Origin of the sequence: Formosa sp. Hel3_A1_48 (genome assembly GCF_001735715.1) — a bacterium.
In the GTDB taxonomy this organism is placed as follows: Bacteria; Bacteroidota; Bacteroidia; order Flavobacteriales; family Flavobacteriaceae; genus UBA3537.
On record NZ_CP017259.1, the window covers coordinates 1,516,605 to 1,535,978 of the forward strand.

General features: G+C 36.8%; 18 protein-coding genes. 4 read left to right on the forward strand and 14 right to left on the reverse strand.

What is annotated here, in order from left to right; genetic code table 11:
- Window positions 1-9: 9 nt before the first annotated feature.
- The 6 genes from sufB to FORMA_RS06890 form a co-directional block, all read right to left on the reverse strand.
- On the reverse strand, window positions 10-1,458 hold the full coding sequence (gene sufB, locus FORMA_RS06865) for a Fe-S cluster assembly protein SufB (RefSeq protein ID WP_069674964.1): 1,449 nt from the start codon (window positions 1,456-1,458) through the stop codon (window positions 10-12).
- A 20-nt stretch (window positions 1,459-1,478) separates the two neighbouring features.
- Window positions 1,479-1,808, reverse strand: a complete 330-nt coding sequence (locus tag FORMA_RS06870) for a HesB/IscA family protein (protein WP_069674965.1) — start codon at window positions 1,806-1,808, stop codon at window positions 1,479-1,481.
- Between the two features lie 106 nt (window positions 1,809-1,914).
- Window positions 1,915-2,988: a cytochrome-c peroxidase gene (locus FORMA_RS06875; protein WP_197500752.1), complete on the reverse strand. Its 1,074-nt coding sequence runs from the start codon at window positions 2,986-2,988 to the stop codon at window positions 1,915-1,917.
- A complete protein-coding gene (locus FORMA_RS06880) occupies window positions 2,981-3,751 on the reverse strand; it encodes an MbnP family protein (RefSeq protein WP_069674966.1) in 771 nt (256 codons plus the stop codon). Before FORMA_RS06880 ends, FORMA_RS06875 begins: the two co-directional genes overlap by 8 nt.
- Window positions 3,748-5,100: a hypothetical protein gene (locus FORMA_RS06885; RefSeq protein ID WP_069674967.1), complete on the reverse strand. Its 1,353-nt coding sequence runs from the start codon at window positions 5,098-5,100 to the stop codon at window positions 3,748-3,750. The genes FORMA_RS06880 and FORMA_RS06885 overlap by 4 nt, the downstream gene beginning before the upstream one ends.
- 10 nt (window positions 5,101-5,110) lie before the next feature.
- Window positions 5,111-6,469, reverse strand: a complete 1,359-nt coding sequence (locus tag FORMA_RS06890) for a choice-of-anchor B family protein (RefSeq protein WP_083236573.1) — start codon at window positions 6,467-6,469, stop codon at window positions 5,111-5,113.
- Window positions 6,470-6,559: 90 nt separating this feature from the next.
- On the opposite strand from FORMA_RS06890, the gene thiL reads away from it, so the two are divergent.
- Window positions 6,560-7,609 (forward strand): thiamine-phosphate kinase, encoded by a 1,050-nt coding sequence (thiL, locus tag FORMA_RS06895; protein WP_069674969.1) that lies wholly within the window; start codon window positions 6,560-6,562, stop codon window positions 7,607-7,609.
- On the opposite strand, the gene gldD is transcribed toward thiL, so the two are convergent.
- The 4 genes from gldD to mutY are packed head-to-tail and all read right to left on the reverse strand — an operon-like array spanning window position 7,606 to window position 11,054.
- Window positions 7,606-8,166 (reverse strand): gliding motility lipoprotein GldD, encoded by a 561-nt coding sequence (gene gldD, locus FORMA_RS06900; RefSeq protein ID WP_069674970.1) that lies wholly within the window; start codon window positions 8,164-8,166, stop codon window positions 7,606-7,608. The genes thiL and gldD overlap by 4 nt on opposite strands.
- Complete coding sequence (locus tag FORMA_RS06905) at window positions 8,166-9,488, reverse strand: gliding motility-associated protein GldE (protein ID WP_069674971.1); 1,323 nt, start codon at window positions 9,486-9,488, stop codon at window positions 8,166-8,168. The genes gldD and FORMA_RS06905 overlap by 1 nt, the downstream gene beginning before the upstream one ends.
- A 22-nt stretch (window positions 9,489-9,510) precedes the next feature.
- Complete coding sequence (locus FORMA_RS06910) at window positions 9,511-9,954, reverse strand: single-stranded DNA-binding protein (RefSeq protein ID WP_069674972.1); 444 nt, start codon at window positions 9,952-9,954, stop codon at window positions 9,511-9,513.
- A gap of 59 nt (window positions 9,955-10,013) precedes the next feature.
- Entirely contained in the window at window positions 10,014-11,054 is a 1,041-nt protein-coding gene (gene mutY / locus FORMA_RS06915; RefSeq protein WP_069674973.1) for an A/G-specific adenine glycosylase, read from the reverse strand.
- A gap of 131 nt (window positions 11,055-11,185) precedes the next feature.
- On the opposite strand from mutY, the gene FORMA_RS06920 reads away from it, so the two are divergent.
- Window positions 11,186-11,479, forward strand: a complete 294-nt coding sequence (locus tag FORMA_RS06920) for an HU family DNA-binding protein (protein WP_069674974.1) — start codon at window positions 11,186-11,188, stop codon at window positions 11,477-11,479.
- 327 nt (window positions 11,480-11,806) lie between these two features.
- Complete coding sequence (locus tag FORMA_RS06925) at window positions 11,807-13,354, forward strand: Rne/Rng family ribonuclease (RefSeq protein WP_069674975.1); 1,548 nt, start codon at window positions 11,807-11,809, stop codon at window positions 13,352-13,354.
- Between the two features lie 56 nt (window positions 13,355-13,410).
- Here FORMA_RS06925 and leuB read toward each other — a convergent pair whose 3' ends face one another.
- Genes leuB through FORMA_RS06945 form a run of 4 tightly spaced genes read right to left on the reverse strand, consistent with a single transcriptional unit; the run spans window position 13,411 to window position 17,681 of the window.
- Window positions 13,411-14,529 carry a 3-isopropylmalate dehydrogenase gene (gene leuB, locus FORMA_RS06930; RefSeq protein ID WP_069674976.1) on the reverse strand — a complete coding sequence of 373 codons (1,119 nt, stop codon included), beginning with the start codon at window positions 14,527-14,529 and terminating at the stop codon, window positions 13,411-13,413.
- Window positions 14,526-15,122 carry a 3-isopropylmalate dehydratase small subunit gene (gene leuD / locus FORMA_RS06935; RefSeq protein ID WP_069674977.1) on the reverse strand — a complete coding sequence of 199 codons (597 nt, stop codon included), beginning with the start codon at window positions 15,120-15,122 and terminating at the stop codon, window positions 14,526-14,528. The genes leuB and leuD overlap by 4 nt, the downstream gene beginning before the upstream one ends.
- The gene (leuC, locus tag FORMA_RS06940; RefSeq protein WP_069674978.1) at window positions 15,122-16,504 is read right to left on the reverse strand and encodes a 3-isopropylmalate dehydratase large subunit; all 1,383 of its coding nucleotides are present in this window, start codon (window positions 16,502-16,504) and stop codon (window positions 15,122-15,124) included. Before leuC ends, leuD begins: the two co-directional genes overlap by 1 nt.
- A gap of 7 nt (window positions 16,505-16,511) precedes the next feature.
- Window positions 16,512-17,681: a 2-isopropylmalate synthase gene (locus tag FORMA_RS06945; RefSeq protein WP_083236574.1), complete on the reverse strand. Its 1,170-nt coding sequence runs from the start codon at window positions 17,679-17,681 to the stop codon at window positions 16,512-16,514.
- A 147-nt stretch (window positions 17,682-17,828) separates the two neighbouring features.
- Here FORMA_RS06945 and FORMA_RS06950 point away from each other — a divergent pair, with 147 nt between their 5' ends.
- The gene (locus FORMA_RS06950; protein WP_069674979.1) at window positions 17,829-19,370 is read left to right on the forward strand and encodes a hypothetical protein; all 1,542 of its coding nucleotides are present in this window, start codon (window positions 17,829-17,831) and stop codon (window positions 19,368-19,370) included.
- Window positions 19,371-19,374: the final 4 nt, after the last annotated feature.

Consider the following 19,374-nt stretch of genomic DNA (forward strand, 5'->3'; position numbering starts at 1 on the left):
TTCTAAAATTTACCCAACAGAGCCTTCAAGACTTATTTCTAATAATTTTTGCGCCTCAACGGCAAATTCCATAGGCAATTTGTTAAGTACATCTTTGCTAAAACCATTTACAATAAGCGCAATGGCTTTTTCAGTATCAATACCTCTTTGATTACAATAAAATATTTGATCTTCACCGATTTTACTCGTAGTGGCCTCATGTTCAATTTGTGCTGTTTTATTTTTGGCTTCAATGTAAGGAAAAGTGTGTGCCCCACATTCATTACCCATCAATAAGCTATCGCATTGGGAGAAATTTCGGGCGTTAGTCGCTCTAGAGCTTACTTGCACTAATCCTCTGTAACTATTTTGTGATTTTCCTGCGGAAATTCCCTTGCTTATAATGGTTGATTTAGTGTTTTTACCGAGGTGAATCATTTTGGTGCCTGTATCTGCTTGTTGGTAGTTATTGGTTACAGCTATTGAGTAAAATTCACCAACAGAATTATCACCTTTTAAAACACATGACGGATATTTCCAAGTTACCGCGCTACCCGTTTCCACTTGGGTCCATGAGATCTTTGCATTTTTTTCGCACAATCCGCGCTTTGTAACAAAGTTGTAAACTCCTCCTTTTCCTTCCGCATTCCCAGGATACCAGTTTTGAACAGTAGAGTATTTAATTTCTGCATCTTCTAATGCAATAAGTTCCACTACTGCTGCATGCAATTGATTTTCATCCCGACTTGGCGCTGTGCATCCTTCTAAATAACTTACGTAACTTCCTTGGTCTGCGATAACTAATGTGCGCTCAAACTGTCCTGTTCCAGCTTGGTTTATTCTAAAGTAGGTAGAGAGTTCCATTGGGCAGCGCACACCTTTTGGGATGTAGCAAAAACTTCCATCACTAAATACTGCGCTGTTCAATGCAGCATAATAGTTATCTCTTTTGGGGACAATTGTACCTATATATTTTTTGACCAATTCAGGGTGTTCTTTTATGGCTTCAGAAATGCTCATAAAAATGATGCCTTTTTCCGATAATGTCTTCTTAAAAGTAGTGGCGACTGATACTGAATCAACAACAACATCCATTGCAACTCCTGATAGTTTTTTCTGTTCGTCTAAAGAAATGCCCAGTTTCTCAAATGTTGCTAAAAGTTCTGGATCTACTTCGTCCAGAGAATCGTATTTCGGCTTGCTGTTGGGTGCCGAGTAATAGGATATGGCTTGAAAATCAGGTTTTTCATATGAAACGTTCGCCCAATCAGGTTCATCCATTTCTTTCCAAATCTTGAAGGCTTCTAGGCGCCAATCGGTCATCCATTTGGGTTCATTTTTTTTCTCAGAAATGGCGCGTACAATAGACTCATCTAGGCCTACAGGAAAGGTCTCAGACTCTATATCTGTGTAAAAACCATATTCGTACTGCTTGGTTTTTAGCTCTTCTCTTAAGTCGTCTTCAGTGTACTTATTCATTCCTGTGTTTTGTTAATTATTTAAAGAGAAAAAGATTCTCCACAACCACACGTGCGGTTGGCATTTGGGTTTTTAAAAACGAAACCACTACCGTTAAGACCACCTGAATAGTCCAAGGTTGTTCCGATGAGGTATAGAAAGCTTTTGGTGTCTACAATTATTTTGATGCCATTGTCTTCAAAGAGTTTATCGCTTTCATTTTGGCTTTTATCAAATTTTAAATCATAGGATAAGCCTGAGCAACCTCCGCTTTTTACCCCTACACGAACAAAATCGGTTGCTGGATTAAAGCCATCCTCTTGCATGAGGGTTTCAACTTTACTTTTTGCTACTTCGCTTACATTTATCATAACTTCTTAAATAGAAAGTTTCTAAATTAGGGAACAAATATACAACATAACACCTTACGATGCTATTTCCTAACATTATATTAGCATATGCAATTATAGGTTTTTATTATGGTTGTGCGTACTCAGGGTTATTAATGAAGCTAAAATCTGAGAGCGATAACAAAAATGCTTTGAGATTTGCTTTTTCTGTTGGGTTTAGTTGCACCCCGCCTTGTGCTACTTTTTTCATCAGTGGATCTACAGTCGAAGAATTTTGTAGTCCTTCGCTGTAGTGGTCGATTACTTCCTCTAAGGTTGCAAATCTCCCGTCATGCATATAAGGTGCTGTAAAGGCTAGATTGCGCAGCGACGGTGATTTAAACTTGGCATTGTCATTAGGGTCGCCTGTAGCAAGCGCCAGCCCCAAGTCTGTCGGGTTGGCATCTAGCCCGTTGTTGTGAAATTTATTATCAGTCCAAAGAGGGTTGTTTTCACTGCCGTGACAATGAAAACAATCGCCACGATTTTCATCCATAAAAATATTAAATCCTTCAATTTCTTCTGAAGTAAGGGTAGCTTCCCCCAAAAGATAGCGGTCAAATTTTGAATCAGCTGAAATAATACTGCGTTCGAATTGTGCGATGGCTTTACTTATCCCGACAGAGTCAATTGTTGCGCTTCCAAAAGCCTGTTCAAAAAGTGGGGGATATGTAGTGTCTTGCTGGAGCTTATGCACAAGACTTTGGAGGGTGTTGTGCATTTCAATAGGGTTAGTTATGGGGTCAAATACCTGCCGCTCAAGGCCTAATTCTCTTCCATCCCAGAAAAACCTATCATCATAATTCCATGCTAAGTTAAATAGGGGCATACCATTCCTGGTTCCTTCAATGTTATCTATGCCTATACTGTATCGCAGGCCATCGGTAAAGGCCTTTGTTGGATTGTGGCAGCTGGCGCAAGATTGAGTGTTGTCGGCTGAAAGTTGTTTGTCAAAAAACAATAGTTTGCCTAATGCAATACCCTCTTGAGTCAAAGGGTTATTCGTTGGAATTACAGGCGGTAAGATTCGTCCTTGGAATACTTCTGGGATGTTTAAATTTACGGGCGTTGGGACATAGCCATTAATTACAGCTGCCTCATCCTCTGAACAAGAAAGGCATAGGGCGAAAATGAAGATTATATGTTTTAAATTGTTACTCAACAGATACTAAGTTAAAAACATTTTGACCATTATTAAACATCAAAATTTGCGCCGCACTGTTGGGCATCAACATTTGATTGTATTCATTTAAATCCCACAAATAGGGGTTTTCAAACCATTGCGATATATCCATTTCTATATTAATTTGGGTATTCTCTGACAGTGTTATAGCGCCTAAGTTAACTTCAAAAAAGGTGTCTTGAGGGAAACTAGGATTTGGTCCTGGGTTATCTGCCGCGCGAATTGCATGGTAATTGTATCCTGCCTGCGCTCCAGTGGAGTTTACAAACTTGCCGTCCAGCTGCATATAGTGGTATCCACCACCCAGCATTGCTGGAACATTCCACGACACAGAGTTCAATTCAGGGTGTATTCCATCGCCATTGTCTTCATTTGTGAACCCGAAAATAAAAGAAACCTTAGTATATTCCCCTAAAGAAACGGATTGATTTGAACTAAAATTCAATGTGCTTTCATTTTCCAAATCAACAAGGGTGTACTCGTCTAATGTTGTGACATCTCCTGAAGCCTTGGTCAATTGTATTTTAGAAATTAGATACCTCAACCGCTCAATACTAAGTTCGTTGCCATATGCATTTATGAATTGAATATTATTAAAGTCTTCGTTTGTTACTAATGCGTTACCCCATTTGTGTGTAAATGTCAAATTTATGGGCGCTGTAGCTAAAACATCATCTTTGTTGTCAGATGAACAACTAAACAAAGTAAGGGTAAATATTAAAAGTGTCAGTTGAAGTTTCATTGGCTTGCATTGATTATTAGAATATCTGTAAAACCTTTGTTTTCCGGCAAATCTAAATTTGAACTGTTAGAATTTCCAACGCCAATTATTGTGCCATTTTCAAGCTCAGTAACATCCATTAAAAGATCAATATCACTTCCGCCCAACGAGGATTGTGCTTTGAGTGTTCCATGGGTATTGATTTTGAAGAGCCAGGCATCATTTTGTCCATTATTATTTGTAAGATATCCGTTATCGCTTCTCGAATTCCCAGCAACAATAAAATCATTATTTTGGGTTTTATAGATAGATTGAACACCGTCAAACCCACTTCCTCCATAACTATTTTCCCACAGCACATCGCCATCAGAGTTTATTTTAATTGCCCAAATATCTGCAGCGCCATTGTTTGAAGAAATATCTACGTCGTTGCTTCTGCTGTCCCCAACAATAATAAAATTTCCGTCTTGAGTTCCAGTAATTGCCCTGGCTTCATCAATTTCACTACCTCCATAAGATTTTTCCCAAATTAAAGTACCTGAGCTGGAAACTTTTAAAACCCAAAAATCATATGATCCTTTGTTATTATTGATGTCTATATCCTCGCTGTCTGAGGATCCAACAATTATGAAGTTTCCATTTTGTGTTTCAACGGCATCATAAGCCGTGTCTGTAAATGTACCTCCAAAATAACGACTCCATTGGAGGTTACCACCTGTGTCGAGTTTAATGACCCAATAATCTCCACCTGCGTGTCTTTGCGTGTTTATGCGGCTATTTCCTTCACCCCCAGAAGCTGAAACATCAAGGACACCAGATAAAAGATACCCTTGATCTTGAGTTTGAATAACAGAAAAAGCACTGTCGGCACCTGCGTAACCTAAGGATTTTTCCCAAAGTATTGTTCCTGTGGTGTTGAGTTTTGCTAACCAAAAGTCATTGTAACCCGCATTGGCTGAAACATCATTGTCGCTGCTTTTACTGCTGCCTATAATTGCATAGCCGCCGTCATTGGTCACGATTATATCTTGTCCGCGGTCATCGTCTGTACCTCCATAAATTTTTTGCCATTGTTGTTCACCATCAGCACTAAATTTTAACAAAAGATAATCGTAAGAGTTATTGGTTTTGTTTAGAATATCCTCATCCATACTTTGGGTGTATCCCAAAACGGCATAGCCTCCATCTGAAGTGCTTACCACTGACTGAGCGCTCTCATTTCTTGTTCCCCCTAAGGTTAAAATTTGTTGAATTTCTATAGCTTCATTTCCAGTTGAAGGTTGATCGTTTTCAGTAGAACTACACCCCACTGAGCCAAGAAGTATAATGAGAACAAAACAAACTATTTTAATGTTTTGTATTAGGGTCATTTAGATTTTATTAATTGCTTTTTTTGACAATGAACAGGCCTTTTTCTATGTCGCTTATGATTATATTTCCGCTTTCGAAATAGGGGTAAACATTCCACACACCATTGAAATTGGCGTTATCATTTTCAGGGTAAGTATCGAAAAAGCCTACTTCACTCATGGATTGATTACCAATATCACTGATACTAATTTCGCGCATACCCGCTCTGTAGCTAGCTAAGAAATAACTATCGCCAAGAGTATATCCGTTGTGGTCAATAGAGGTGTTTTGTGAAAAATACTCAAAACTTAAAATTGGATCATCCAAATCATTGAAATCAAAAATCAGTGTTCGTGTATTGTTGCCAAAGTTTTGCTCGTCGAGCTCATCTCCCACGATAAAGTACCGCAAATCTTCTGTAAACCACCCTTGATGAGTATACTTGATGTTGCTGTAGTCGGTTGTTGAAATTGTTGTTGGATTTTCTTTGTCTGAAACATCAACAATAACGACTTCGTCTTCATTGCTGCCAATAAGGATTTCTTTTCCTGTAAAATCTGTGTCAGGCCCATTGTATGTTACTACTTGTGCATCATGAGAATAACCACCATCACTGAATCCACCTTCAAAAACAGGCGAAGTTGGGTTTTGGATATTAATGAATAAAGGACCACCTTGATAAGGTCCATTTCTATTGGTGCCAACAACATAAGCATAACCAGACTCTTCGTTAATGACAATATTGTGGGCACTGCCAAACTCAGTGAAATGGGTGTCTGCATTAAACTCAACCGGTGGATTCTGTACATCACGTAAGCGGGTTAAATCAAATACTTGCATCCCATGACTCCCTGCCTCAGAAACAATAAAAGCATGGTCATCATAAACTTTTATATCCCGCCAAGAGCTATTTACGGTTGCTGTAGGTAAAACTCCAATGAGTTTCATATTGTTTGGATTGCTTATGTCAACAAAAGCGGCATGGGAGGATAGCCCTATTAATGCGTATTCTTTTCCATCCTCAGAATCTGTCCAACCCCAAGAATCATTCCCTGAAAGACCCCCACCCTCAGAAGAAGGAATGCTTAAATCTTCTAGGGATAAATAGCCGATTAAATCATAACCATCACAAGGGTATATATCGGCAAAACCATTGACGCATGGTTGGGCAGTAAAATTGACATCGTCACAAACATCACCGATACCATCATTGTCGCTATCCACTTGATCAATGTTAGCAGTTGATGGGCAATTATCTATTGCATCGTAAATACCGTCACCATCTGTATCTGAATAAGAAACGCCAACAGCTTCATTTTCGCAGTTCAGTAGTAATCCTGTAAAGGATAGAAATAAAATAAAGGCAAATCTTTTTGTAGTAAAGTGCATTAGTTTTAAAGTCTTAATTTGGAAACCACAATTTACATTAAATTCTATTATTAAATCTTAAAAAATGCATAATTACCGTATTTTTGCAGTATGATAGAAGATAAAAACCATAAGAAAACAGCGCTTTCGGCTTTAGGTGAATTTGGCTTAATTGAACATTTAACGTCTAATTTTTCTGTACAAAACACAACTACAATTTTAGGGATTGGTGATGATGCCGCAGTTCTTGATTTTAAGGACAAATCGGTTGTTGTCTCCACAGATTTATTGGTAGAGGGAGTTCATTTTGATTTGAGTTACATGCCCCTCAAGCATTTGGGGTACAAAGCAGTTGTTGTAAACTTATCTGATATTTACGCCATGAATGCTCAAGCGACTCAGATAACCGTTTCTATAGCGGTATCAAATCGTTTTGGATTGGAGGCACTGGAAGCTCTGTACGATGGTATTCGCACTGCAGCTTCTATTTATGGCATCGATGTTATTGGTGGAGATACGACCTCTTCACAAAGTGGTCTTACGATTTCAATTACAGCTATTGGTGAAATAAGTTCTTCTAAAATTGCAAAACGAAGTGGCGCTAAACCAAATGATCTTCTCGTAGTTACTGGAGATATTGGCGCTGCTTACTTGGGGCTTCAGGTATTGGAACGCGAAAAAGAAGTTTTTAAAGTCAATCCAAACAATCAACCGGATTTGGATGCTTATACTTATATTATTGAACGTCAATTGAAACCAGAGGCGCGAAAGGATGTTGTAAAATTGCTTCAAGATCTTGAGGTTCAGCCAACTGCTATGATTGATATTAGCGATGGCTTGTCTTCAGAAATTATGCATATATGTAAACAAAGTAATGTAGGCTGTGATCTTTACGAAGAAAAAATTCCGTTGGACCCTCAAGTAATTTCGACTTGTGAAGAATTTAATATGGACAGCACAACAATTGCTTTGAGCGGGGGTGAGGACTATGAGCTTTTGATGACTATTAGTCAAGAGGACTATTCTAAAATTAAAGGCAACCCAAATTTGACTGTAATTGGTTACATGACTGAGCCAAGCTCTGGCATGCACTTGGTTACTCGCGGAGAAGAAAAAATCCCCCTAAAGGCACAAGGCTGGAATAGTCTAACCAAAGATTAATTTCTCCAGTGTATACTTTCCATTAGCTTTAAAATATCATTTTTGACATAATCCACAGCCGGTAAAATTGAGTCGTAATTTGGGCGTGTTTTGAAGTATAAAGCGCCTGAAAGAAAATGTTTTTTATTGTCAGAAATATAAAACTGCAGCTGTGAGGCAACAGGCCCACTGAGCTCATATAATTTGCCAAATGTTTTTGTGGTTTCATTTTCAAATGAACGCTCAGAAACCTCTCGAGCCATTTGCGCATGTTTTTGGGTAATCGATTTAGCTTCTGATAAATAAGTTTGAAGGTTGTTGTCCAAATTATTATACGTTAAATATAAGGTGGCATTGAGTGTGTTATAATTTAGATTTAATCCGAGCAACTGATTATTTTTTGTTATGGTCTCAACTGTAGCGATTTTATTTTTTTTAAATAAAAAAGGCATTGCGGTTTTTAGTGGTTGGTATTTAGCTTTGGGATAATCTAGGCGTAAAAAAGCCTTTGGTTTTGGCACGTTTGTTTGTTGGCAAGCAAAACAAAAACAAATCAATATGACTATTAGACGATGCATTATTTCAGAAGTGTAACCTTTAGTTGTTTTATTCTTTTGTTATCAATACCTTCAACAATAAATGTGTAGGAATTAAATTTTATTTTAGATCTAATTTTAGGAAAGCTCTTGGAAATTTCAAGCACAAATCCAGCAATAGTTTCTGCTTCTCCTTTATGGTTTTCGAATATAGACTCATCCTTAAGTTTTATGATCCTGTAGAAATCTTTCAGCGCTGTTTTACCATCAAACACATAATTATTTTCGTCAATTTTTGAATAAATCAAATCATCATCATCAAATTCATCGCTAATATCTCCTACAATTTCTTCTATTACATCCTCCAAAGAAACCACTCCAGATGTTCCTCCATATTCATCTACCACAATAGCTAGATGAATTTTTTTCTCTTGAAACTCAACCATCAAATCATCTAACTTTTTATTTTCTGGGACAAACAATGGTACTCTTAATAAGCTATTCCAGTCGAATTCTTTTTTTTGCAAATGAGGCAAAAGATCTTTAGCATATAAAATTCCAGATACAGAGTCTATAGAGTTCTCATAAACTGGAATTCTAGAGTAACCATGAGCTACAATTTCTGGGATAATAGCCTCAAATTTTAATGATGATTCTAATGCAAAAATGTCGATACGAGGGCGCATCACTTGTTTTGTGTCTGTATTCCCAAATGAGACTATGCCCTGAAGAATTTTCTGTTCCTCTTTGGTTGTATCCTCTTCGCTTGTTAACTCGAGTGCTTGAGAAAGATAATCTACATTAAGATTAGATTTTTGTTTTCCCAGCCCTTTATGGATCATTAAAGTAAGCCTGCGCATCGGCATGCTGATGGGTGCAAACAGAACATCTAAAATCTTTAGCGGTCTTGCCATGAATTTTGAGAATTTTAAGTTGTTCCTGTTGGCATATATTTTCGGTAAAATTTCACCAAACATTAAAATCAAAAAAGTTATAATAATGACCTCAATAAAAAAGACCAAATCGATTTTAAAAAACACCAAGTCAAGTTCGGAATTAACGCCTTTAAATAGGTGTTCGCTAAGCGAAGCAAAAAGTAAGACGATCCCGATATTTATAAAGTTATTAGCAACTAAAATAGTGGCTAACAATTTCTTTGGTCGATGCAGCAGAGCAATAATTGTTTCAAGTGCTTTTGAAGGGGTGTTTTCTTCTGGTTCTAAATCTGATTTACTCAATGAAAATAGAGCTACCTCTGCACCAGAAATAAGGGCAGAGCATACCAAAAGAATTACAAGAGAGACCCCGCCGAATAATAAGTGGGGGTCTATAAAATTTAGGAATAGAGTGCGCTCAGCGTCCAAATGAATTTAGTTGGTGGTACAATTAAAAGGGTAAATCATCATGATTTTCTGTTTCTGTCGTTGATGGATTTACTGCTTGGTGTGGTGAAGACTCTACAGGGGTATTAGTCGATTGTTGTGTCTGGTCAGTTTTTGCTGTCAAAAATGTAAAATCTGAACATACAATTTCGGTGGAGTAACGATCACTTCCTTTATCATCTTGCCACTTGCGAGTTTTAAGGCGTCCTTCAATGTATACGCGATCTCCTTTTTTTAAATACTTTTCGCAAATTTCTGCTGCCTTATTGCGTACAACAATGTTGTGCCATTCTGTATTGGTTACCTTTTCGTTTGTTTGTTTGTTGGTGTATGTCTCATTGGTAGCCAGAGGGAAGCGCCCCACACAATTGCTGTCATCAAAATAGTGGATTTTAACGTTGTCACCCAAATGACCGATGAGCATGACTTTATTTAGTGTTCCAGACATATGTTTTAGTTGAAAGAGGATGAATGTTTAAGTTATAAAGATATTTAAAAAAATGATAACTAAGATTGAAATTTCTTAATAAATCGATCAATAACTATAGGGACTGCGTATTTTGAAATTTCCGACCACAGCACTCCCTCTTTTAACGATTCGCAGGTCTTTAATATCCAAAATTTGATGTGTAATTCTTGATGTGAAAGTCGGTGGATGACCTCTTTACTGTTGAACAAATCCACTGTTTCGACCATTAGATCCTTAGTTTTGATATGATTTTGATTTAATTTAAAATCTGTTTTAGTCATCTTTTCAGAAGTTTCAAAAAGAGGAAATTGGTAGAGGTTTTGCCAAATTCCCTTGCTCGTTCGCTGTTCAAGTATTGTTTTCCCATCTTTTGATTTTACCACCAAAAAGTTTAAATACCGTTTTTTTATTTTCGTTTTATTTAGCTTTGTAGGAAGGATAGTGATCTTTCCTGTATTAAAGGCCACGCAGTCCTTAGTAAGAGGGCATATTGAGCAATCTGGAGATTTGGGTTTACATTGGCGTGCACCAAATTCCATGATGGCCTGATTATAATCACCAATTTTAGTTTTTGGTAACAGAGATGAGGCCAGAGTTTTGAATTGCTTAACGCCTTGAGTTGAGTTTATGGGTGTGTCTATTCCAAAAAAACGAGACAACACTCTATAAACATTGCCATCGACTACGGCTGTTTTTTCCTCGTAGCAGATGGAAGCAATTGCACTCGCCGTGTAATCACCAACCCCTTTTAGTTGTATTAAATCTTTGTAGCTTTTAGGAAAAACCCCATTTAGCTCCTCAGCAATATATTTGGAGGTAAGGTGTAGATTTCTTGCTCTTGAGTAATAACCCAACCCTTGCCAGTCTTTGAGAACCATATCTTCACTTGCATTGGCAAGATCAAAAACTGTTGGGTAATGGGCAATAAACTTCAAATAATAGGGCAATCCTTGTTTAACTTGAGTTTGTTGTAGTATGATTTCGGACAACCAAATGCTGTAGGGGTCTTTATTGAGGCGCCATGGCAAATCTCTTTTATGAATTGAATACCAATGGGTTAATTTTGAATTAAAGTTCATTTTTTTCAAGCGTCAGCAACAAAAATAAACTATTCAACGGATAAATTTTAATTCTTAAGGATTGAAATATTGAAATTAAAATACATATATTTGCAAGCCCTTAAATGACATTAACTTAAAAGTGCAATAAAATGACAAAAGCAGAAATTGTATCGAAAATTTCTAATGATTTAGGAATTGAAAAAACTGATGTTCTTGCTACTGTGGAATCTTTTATGAATGAAGTAAAAGCATCCCTAGAGTCAGGCAATAACGTTTACCTCAGAGGTTTTGGTAGTTTTGTGATAAAAACTCGCGCGGAGAAAATTGGTAGAAATATATTAAAAAATACATCCATTAAAATCCCTGCACACAATATACCGTCTTTTAAACCCTCAAAAGTATTTCTTGATGGTGTTAAGAAGAAGGTTAAAGTAAATAATTAATTAATAAAAAAAGGTATATATGCCCAGTGGTAAAAAACGTAAAAGACACAAGGTAGCTACGCACAAGCGTAAGAAACGTCGTCGTGCAAACCGACACAAAAAAAAGTAAACTGATAAAGTAGCATGTGCTACTTTTTCAGTTTTTAAATTATAAGTTCATTGAAATCAAATTCATAGACAGTCAATTTTACCTATTCGACTTCTAGAATTTACCGGGATTAAATCCTGTGAAAATTAATTATCGCCATGGTATATTGTCATCGGTGAATAAAAATTATTGTATAATCCATCTGTGCAACTACCGTTGTATAGATTAAAATTAACACTATGAATAAAGAATTAATAATTCGATCCAGTTCAGACAATGTTGATTTTGCCTTATTAAAAGATGGAAAACTAATTGAATTTCAAAAGGACAAGGAAAACAATAAATTTTCAGTTGGCGATGTGTTTTTAGCCAAAGTTAGAAAATCTATTCCTGGACTCAACGCTGCATTTGTAAATGTAGGATATCATAAAGATGCATTTTTGCATTATCATGACTTGGGGCCAAAACTTCCTTCTTTGTTGAAATTCATAAAACGTGTAAGCACAGGTAAACAAAAAGATTTTTCTCTAAAAGATTTTCCTTACGAAAAAGACATTCATAAAGATGGTAAAATTGATAAAGCCATTAAGCCAAATCAATCTTTGTTGGTTCAAATTGTAAAAGAACCAATATCATCTAAGGGGCCAAGAATTAGTTCAGAGCTTTCATTTGCGGGGCGCTATTTAGTACTAGTGCCATTTTCAGAGCGAATTTCAATTTCTCAAAAAATTGAAAGTCGTGCAGAAAAAGAGCGTTTGAAGCGACTGGTCAAAAGTATTACACCCAAAGGATTTGGTGTAATTATTAGAACTGTGGCCAAAGGCAAAAAAGTAGCCGAACTTGACAAAGATTTGCAAAATTTGTACGCAAAATGGGAAACTGTTTGCAAAAGCATTCCCAAGGCACATACACCTAGTAAGGTTTTAGGAGAAATGAACAAGGCTTCCTCTATTTTGAGGGATATTTTTAATGACAGCTTTACTAAGATAACCGTTGATGATCAAGATCTTTGTGATAAAATCAAAGATTATGTTTTTGAAATTGCTCCTCACAAGGAATCTATTGTCAAGCACTACAATTCCAAAACACCAATTTTTGAAAAATATGGAATTGAACGTCAGATTAAAACCTCGTTTGGGAAAACAGTTTCACTACCCAAAGGGGCTTATCTCATTGTAGAGCATACAGAAGCACTTCATGTTGTGGATGTCAATAGTGGCAACCGAACTAGTAAAGAAAAAAACCAAGAAGACACCGCTATAGAAGTCAATATGATTGCAGCTACAGAGCTGGCAAGACAATTTAGGCTTCGAGATATGGGCGGTATCATTGTCGTTGATTTCATTGACATGAGTAGTGCAGAAAATCGCAAAAAACTCTTCAATCATCTCAGAGATGAAATGAAGGACGATCGAGCAAAACACAAAATTTTGCCGCCGAGCAAATTTGGACTTATTCAGATTACGCGTCAACGTGTTCGGCCAGAAATGAATATCAAAACAAAAGAAGCAAATCCAAATGGAACAAATGGTTCTGAAGTTGAAGCGCCTATTGTTTTGATTGACAAAATCAATCACCAACTCGATCAAATTATCAAAAAAGGTAATAAAAGTGTGACTTTAAACACACACCCTTTTATCGCCGCCTATATAACAAAAGGGTTCCCATCTATTCGTTTGAAATGGTATTTTCAATATAAAAAATGGGTTAAAATTATGCCTAGAGATGCTTACACGTATTTAGAATATCGTTTCAAAAACGATAATGGCAAAACAATTAAATTGTAATAAAAAAGCTTCATGCATTTGCATGAAGCTTTTTTTTTTGGTCAAATGCAACCTTTTTATATTATCGTTGATTGGCCTAGATAAATATTTGAAAAATTTAAATTAGAATCTTCAGGATTATTTATAAAATCTTCAATAAAATCGCCTACTTTACTGGTGGTCACATTATCGTATTTTTGGTTCAAATCAGGTGTAGTGATTTGCAAGTGTAATGACTTGTCTACAGCTTTTCTTATCATACTGGCCTCATCTTTCAAATCAAAATGATCCAATAGCATTGCTGCAGATAGTATAGAGGCCACTGGGTTAGCAATTCCTTTTCCTGTTGCTTGTGGATAAGAACCGTGTATGGGTTCAAACATAGCGTATTTTTTACCAACAGAAGCCGAAGCTAACAACCCAATTGATCCACCAATAACACTCGCTTCGTCGCTGATAATATCACCAAATAAGTTTTCTGTTAAAATAACATCAAATTGAGTGGGGTTCAGTATCATTTGCATGGCAGCATTATCCACAAATAGAAATGCAAGCTCCACATCAGAATACTCTTTTCCAACTTCCGTAACCACTTTTCGCCAAAGGCGTGAGCTTTCCAAAACATTAGCTTTATCTACCAAAGTAACTTTATGCCTTCTTTTTCTGGCAGCTTTGAATGCAAGGTGTGCGATGCGTTCGATTTCCAATCTTGTATACGTACACAAATCAGAGGCCGTATTGCCATCGTCACTTATTTTCTTTTCCCCAAAATACAATCCACCGGTGAGTTCTCTGTAAATACTAATGTCAGTTCCTTTAATGATGCTCTTTTTGAGGGGGGATTTTTTTAGCAATTTATCATAGGCCTTTACCGGTCTTATGTTGGCAAACAATTCTAATTCTTTTCTTAGTTTTAATAGGCCTTGCTCTGGGCGCACCTTGGCCGAAGGATTATTGTCGTATTTAGGGTCGCCAATGGCACCAAATAAAATAGCGTCGGTAGACTTACATAAATCCAAAGTGCTTTTTGGTAATGGGTCATTGTGGTTGTCAATGGCAATTGCACCTACATCTGCGTAACTGTAATTAAATTTATGATTGTAGTTTTGCGCAATGGCATCAAGTACTTTTACAGCTTGTTCTGTTACCTCTGGGCCAATGCCATCTCCTGGAAGTACAGCGATTTTTAAGTTCATAGTGAGTTAGATTTTTGAAGTTCAAAGGCTTCAATTTTATTTTTTTTACTTAGCAAATAATCAATATCATCGTACCCATTGATAAGGCAAGTTTTTTTATATGGGTCAATATCAAAATGGGTTTTAATAGTTGTTTGTAAAACAGAGAGCGTTTGCGCTTCAAGATCGATCTTAAATTCTACCACAGGGTTATGCTTTATGGCTTCAAAGAGTTGTTGCAGAACTTCCGCTGAAACTTGAATAGGTAATAATCCGTTATTAAGCGCATTGCCTTTAAATATATCAGCAAAAAAACTAGATATAATTACTTTTAATCCATATCCTGCAAGCGCCCAAGCAGCGTGTTCACGACTAGAACCACAACCAAAATTATCTCCTGCAACGAGGATACTGCCAGAGTATTTGGATTTGTTAAGTGCAAAATCCTCAATGAGGTCTCCTTGTTTGTTGTATCTCCAGTCTCTAAATAAATTATCACCAAACCCCTTTTTATCTGTTGCTTTCAAAAAGCGAGCAGGGATGATTTGATCGGTGTCCACATTAGAAATGTCTAATGGTACTGCGGTTGAAATTAAGGTTGAAAATTTTTCCATTATGAGAATTGTTTTGAGACATCAATAATTGCACCCTCTACTGCAGTTGCTGCCGCGACCAAGGGGCTTGCCAAAATTGTCCTTGAGCCTTGACCTTGTCGGCCTTCAAAATTCCTGTTGGAAGTAGAAACACAATATTCGCCTTGAGGTATTTTATCATCGTTCATGGCCAAACAAGCTGAGCAGCCAGGTTGTCTGAGTTCAAAGCCAGCAGCTTCAAATACATCTTTGAGTCCTTCTTCAACAATTTGTGTTTCCACTTGTCTACTTCCAGGAACAAGCCACGCAGTGACATTGTCTGCTTTTCGTTTGCCTTTTATGTAATTTGCAGCTACGCGAAAATCCTCAATTCTGGAGTTAGTACAACTTCCAATGAAAACATAATTAATAGGCTTTCCTAGAAGCGTTTCTCCGGCTGAGAAGTTCATGTAGGCTAAAGATTTCTTATCTGATTCATTTTTTGAATTTGGAATAGCTTCAGAGATTTTTATACCCATCCCCGGATTAGTGCCATAAGTAATCATTGGGTCAATATCTTCAGCATCAAATATATATTCCTTATCAAATGAAGCGCCGTCATCTGTTGGTAAGGATTTCCAATAGGCTACCTTTTTTTCGAACTCTTCTCCTTTTGGAGCAAATTCACGTCCTTTGATATATTCAAAAGTTGTCTGATCGGGAGCAATCATTCCTCCTCGGGCACCCATTTCAATACTCATATTGCAAACGGTCATTCGGCCTTCCATGCTCATATTTTCAAAAACATCTCCTGCATATTCACAAAAATAACCGGTTCCGGAATTAGTTCCTAGCTTAGAAATGATATAGAGAATAACGTCTTTTGGTAAAACGCCTTTTTTGAGTGTTCCATTTACGGTAACGCGCAAACTTTTGGGTTTTGTAAGAAGCAAACATTGACTTGCAAATACTTGTGCTACTTGACTGGTGCCTATGCCAAATGCAATAGTTCCAAAAGCGCCGTGTGTGGAAGTATGGCTGTCTCCACAAACCATAGTCATGCCAGGTTGAGTTACTCCAAGCTCTGGAGCCATAACGTGAACAATACCATTGTATTTATGTCCCAACTCATATAGAGTAATATTGTTTGCTTTACAATTTATTGCTAATTGTTCGAGCTGATGCCTCGATAGGTCATCTCGAACTGGAAGATGTTGGTTTTGAGTTGGGGTGTTATGGTCAGCAGTAGCAACAATTTGGGTGGGCCTAAAGATTGGTATGTCTCGGTCCTTTAATTCGTTAAATGCTTGAGGGCTTGTGACCTCATGGATTAAATGTTTGTCAATGTAAAGTATTTGTGGGCCGTTATCAATAGCGTCCACAACATGTGCATCCCAAACCTTATCAAACAAAGTTTTTTTCATGTTATATTTAGCGGAGTTCGTTATAAATTGAACTGGATTCTATTATTGTGTGAATATCGTTGTCGAGAACCTCTTTTTTAGCATCAGCAAATTTTAAGAAGTCTTTGTATACTACATCTAACTGAAGTTTGGTCAATTCATAACCAACATTTTTAGCTCTGTAGGCCAAGGCTGCGCGTCCACTTCTTGCAGTAAGAACAATAGCTGATTCGGTAACTCCGACGTCTTTTGGGTCAATAATTTCGTAGGTTTCGCGGTTTTTTATGACACCGTCTTGATGTATCCCAGAGCTGTGTGCAAAAGCGTTTGCGCCAACAATAGCTTTGTTGGGTTGAGCGTATATGCCCATGTGGTCTGAGACAAGCTGGCTCAAGTCATAGAGCATGGGGGTATTGATGTTAGTATCCAGATTTAGGTATGGGTGCTGCTTCATAATCATAACCACTTCTTCAAGAGCAGTATTTCCCGCGCGTTCACCAATCCCATTTATAGTGCATTCTATTTGTCTTGCGCCATTAATTGCGCCTTCAATCGAATTGGCAGTTGCAAGCCCTAAATCGTTGTGGCAATGGCAAGATAAAATGGCTTTATCAATACCTTTTACGTTTTCTTTCAGGAATTTAATTTTTGCGCCATATTCCTGCGGGAGGCAATACCCAGTAGTGTCGGGAATATTTAATACTGTAGCCCCGGCTTTTATAACCTCCTCACACACTTTTGCTAAAAATTCGTTGTCTGTTCGGCCAGCATCTTCAGCGTAAAATTCAACATCCTCAACAAAAGATTTTGCATACCTAACTGCAGCAACCGCACGTTCAATGATTGCTTCTCTGTTGGATCTAAACTTAAATTTTATGTGTGAATCAGAAGTTCCGATTCCTGTATGAATTCTTGGTTTTTTGGCATACTTAAGAGCTTCAGCAGCGACCTTAATGTCATTTTCAACAGATCGAGTCAGGCCACATACTGTAGCATTTTTTACAATTTTTGAGACGGCCTCTACTGACGCAAAATCTCCTGGGCTAGAAACTGGGAACCCAGCTTCGATTATGTCAACTCCTAATAAATCCAGCTGCTCGGCAATGATTACTTTCTGCTCTGTATTGAGTTTGCAGCCAGGTACTTGCTCCCCATCACGTAGGGTTGTATCAAATATTTGGACATTTGTGTTGGACATATCTGTAAATATATTATATATTGGCTAACGAATTTAATTTTTTTGAAAAATTTAACCTAAGATATTATTAATAATTTTACGATGTTTACCCCCTGATGTAGGGTCATAAGAAATTGATTTTCAAGGTTTTACATCTATTTTTAAATTATGACTAAACCACAAAAAGATAATTTATTTATTCTGATTAGATCGCTGACAAAGTCCGAAAAGAGGCAATTTAAGCTTTACATCGGACGACTTGGAGTAAATGAAGACTCAAAATTTTTATTGTTGTTTAAAGTCATGGAAAAATTAAAGCTATATAATGAGCAAGCTATTTTAAAAGAGGGTTTTGTGAAAAAGCAACAGCTTTCAAACCTCAAAGCACACTTGTACAAACAGATTCTTATAAGCTTGCGGCTTAATCCTTCACATCAGAATTTAAGAATACAGCTCAGAGAGCAACTTGATTTTGCTACCATTCTTTATCACAAAGGTTTGTATAAGCAAAGTTTGAAAATTTTAGACAAGGCAAAGGCTCAAGCCATAACAAATCAAGAAAAAAATATTGCTTATGAAATTGTTGAACTTGAAAAAGTTGTTGAATCTCAGTACATCACTAGAAGTCTAAGTAATAGAGCTGACGAGCTTACTGTTCAAGCTAAAATGTTAAGTCGCCAGAATTTAATTGCCAGTAAACTTTCGAATTTGTCTTTACAGCTCTACGGATTGTTTCTTAAAACAGGCTATGTCAAAAACGACACTGAATACCAAAATGTAACAAATTATTTCAATAAGCGGATGCCTAAATTTGAATTGAAGGAGCTTGGTTTCAGAGAAAAACTTTGGTTGTATAAATCTTATTTGTGGTATAGTTTTTTGGTACAAGATTTTAAATCCTGTTATAAATATTCCAAAAAGTGGGTTGATTTATTTTACGATAATGAGCCTATGATTCGTTTGAACCCTGTATTCTTTTTAAGAGGTTACCAATACCTTTTAGAGGCTTTATTTTTTGTAAAGCACCACAAAAAATTCAAAACTGTACTTAGCGAGTTAGAGCAAATTGTTCTAAAATCTTGGTTTCCTCGAGACGAGAATATTGATGGTTTGGTTTTCTTATACGTCTATTCTAATAAAATTAATTTGCATTTTATTCAGGGAACATTTAAAGAAGGTCTACCTTTAATCAACGAGGTTGTTGCCGGTTTAAAGACGCATTCGGACCAGGTTGATGAACATCATGTTATGGTTTTTTATTACAAAATAGCAAGTTTGTATTTTGGAACGGAAGATTATGTAAATGCCATCAAATATCTTTCAAAAATTATAAATAACAAATCACTTCAGATGCGCGAGGACTTGCTCTGTTTTTCGCGCATATTAAATTTAGTAGCACACTATGAGGCCGGCGAGGATTACGAATTGGATCGACTTATTAAAAACACCTATAAATTTCTCATTAAAATGGAGGATTTATACGCTGTTCAGCGTGAAATGGTTGCTTTTTTAAGAAAGCTTGTAGATATTTACCCCCATCAATTAAAAGCTGCATTCAAGTCTCTTCTTCAAAAATTACTTACTTATGAAAACCACCCTTACGAGCGCCGTGCCTTTTTGTACCTTGATATTATTTCCTGGCTAGAGAGTAAAATAGAAAATAAGTCTACAGCAGACATAATAAGAGAAAAATTTACTAAATTAACATAGGTTT

Excerpts from the sequence above, each read along its gene's own strand:
- sufB (WP_069674964.1), bottom strand. The coding sequence starts at position 1,458 with ATGAATAAGTACACTGAAGACGACTTAAGAGAAGAGCTAAAAACCAAG.
- FORMA_RS06870 (WP_069674965.1), bottom strand. The coding sequence starts at position 1,808 with ATGATAAATGTAAGCGAAGTAGCAAAAAGTAAAGTTGAAACCCTCATG.
- FORMA_RS06880 (WP_069674966.1), bottom strand. The coding sequence starts at position 3,751 with ATGAAACTTCAACTGACACTTTTAATATTTACCCTTACTTTGTTTAGT.
- FORMA_RS06885 (WP_069674967.1), bottom strand. The coding sequence starts at position 5,100 with ATGACCCTAATACAAAACATTAAAATAGTTTGTTTTGTTCTCATTATA.
- FORMA_RS06890 (WP_083236573.1), bottom strand. The coding sequence starts at position 6,469 with ATGCACTTTACTACAAAAAGATTTGCCTTTATTTTATTTCTATCCTTT.
- thiL (WP_069674969.1), top strand. The coding sequence starts at position 6,560 with ATGATAGAAGATAAAAACCATAAGAAAACAGCGCTTTCGGCTTTAGGT.
- gldD (WP_069674970.1), bottom strand. The coding sequence starts at position 8,166 with ATGCATCGTCTAATAGTCATATTGATTTGTTTTTGTTTTGCTTGCCAA.
- FORMA_RS06910 (WP_069674972.1), bottom strand. The coding sequence starts at position 9,954 with ATGTCTGGAACACTAAATAAAGTCATGCTCATCGGTCATTTGGGTGAC.
- mutY (WP_069674973.1), bottom strand. The coding sequence starts at position 11,054 with ATGAACTTTAATTCAAAATTAACCCATTGGTATTCAATTCATAAAAGA.
- FORMA_RS06920 (WP_069674974.1), top strand. The coding sequence starts at position 11,186 with ATGACAAAAGCAGAAATTGTATCGAAAATTTCTAATGATTTAGGAATT.
- FORMA_RS06925 (WP_069674975.1), top strand. The coding sequence starts at position 11,807 with ATGAATAAAGAATTAATAATTCGATCCAGTTCAGACAATGTTGATTTT.
- leuB (WP_069674976.1), bottom strand. The coding sequence starts at position 14,529 with ATGAACTTAAAAATCGCTGTACTTCCAGGAGATGGCATTGGCCCAGAG.
- leuD (WP_069674977.1), bottom strand. The coding sequence starts at position 15,122 with ATGGAAAAATTTTCAACCTTAATTTCAACCGCAGTACCATTAGACATT.
- leuC (WP_069674978.1), bottom strand. The coding sequence starts at position 16,504 with ATGAAAAAAACTTTGTTTGATAAGGTTTGGGATGCACATGTTGTGGAC.
- FORMA_RS06945 (WP_083236574.1), bottom strand. The coding sequence starts at position 17,681 with ATGTCCAACACAAATGTCCAAATATTTGATACAACCCTACGTGATGGG.
- FORMA_RS06950 (WP_069674979.1), top strand. The coding sequence starts at position 17,829 with ATGACTAAACCACAAAAAGATAATTTATTTATTCTGATTAGATCGCTG.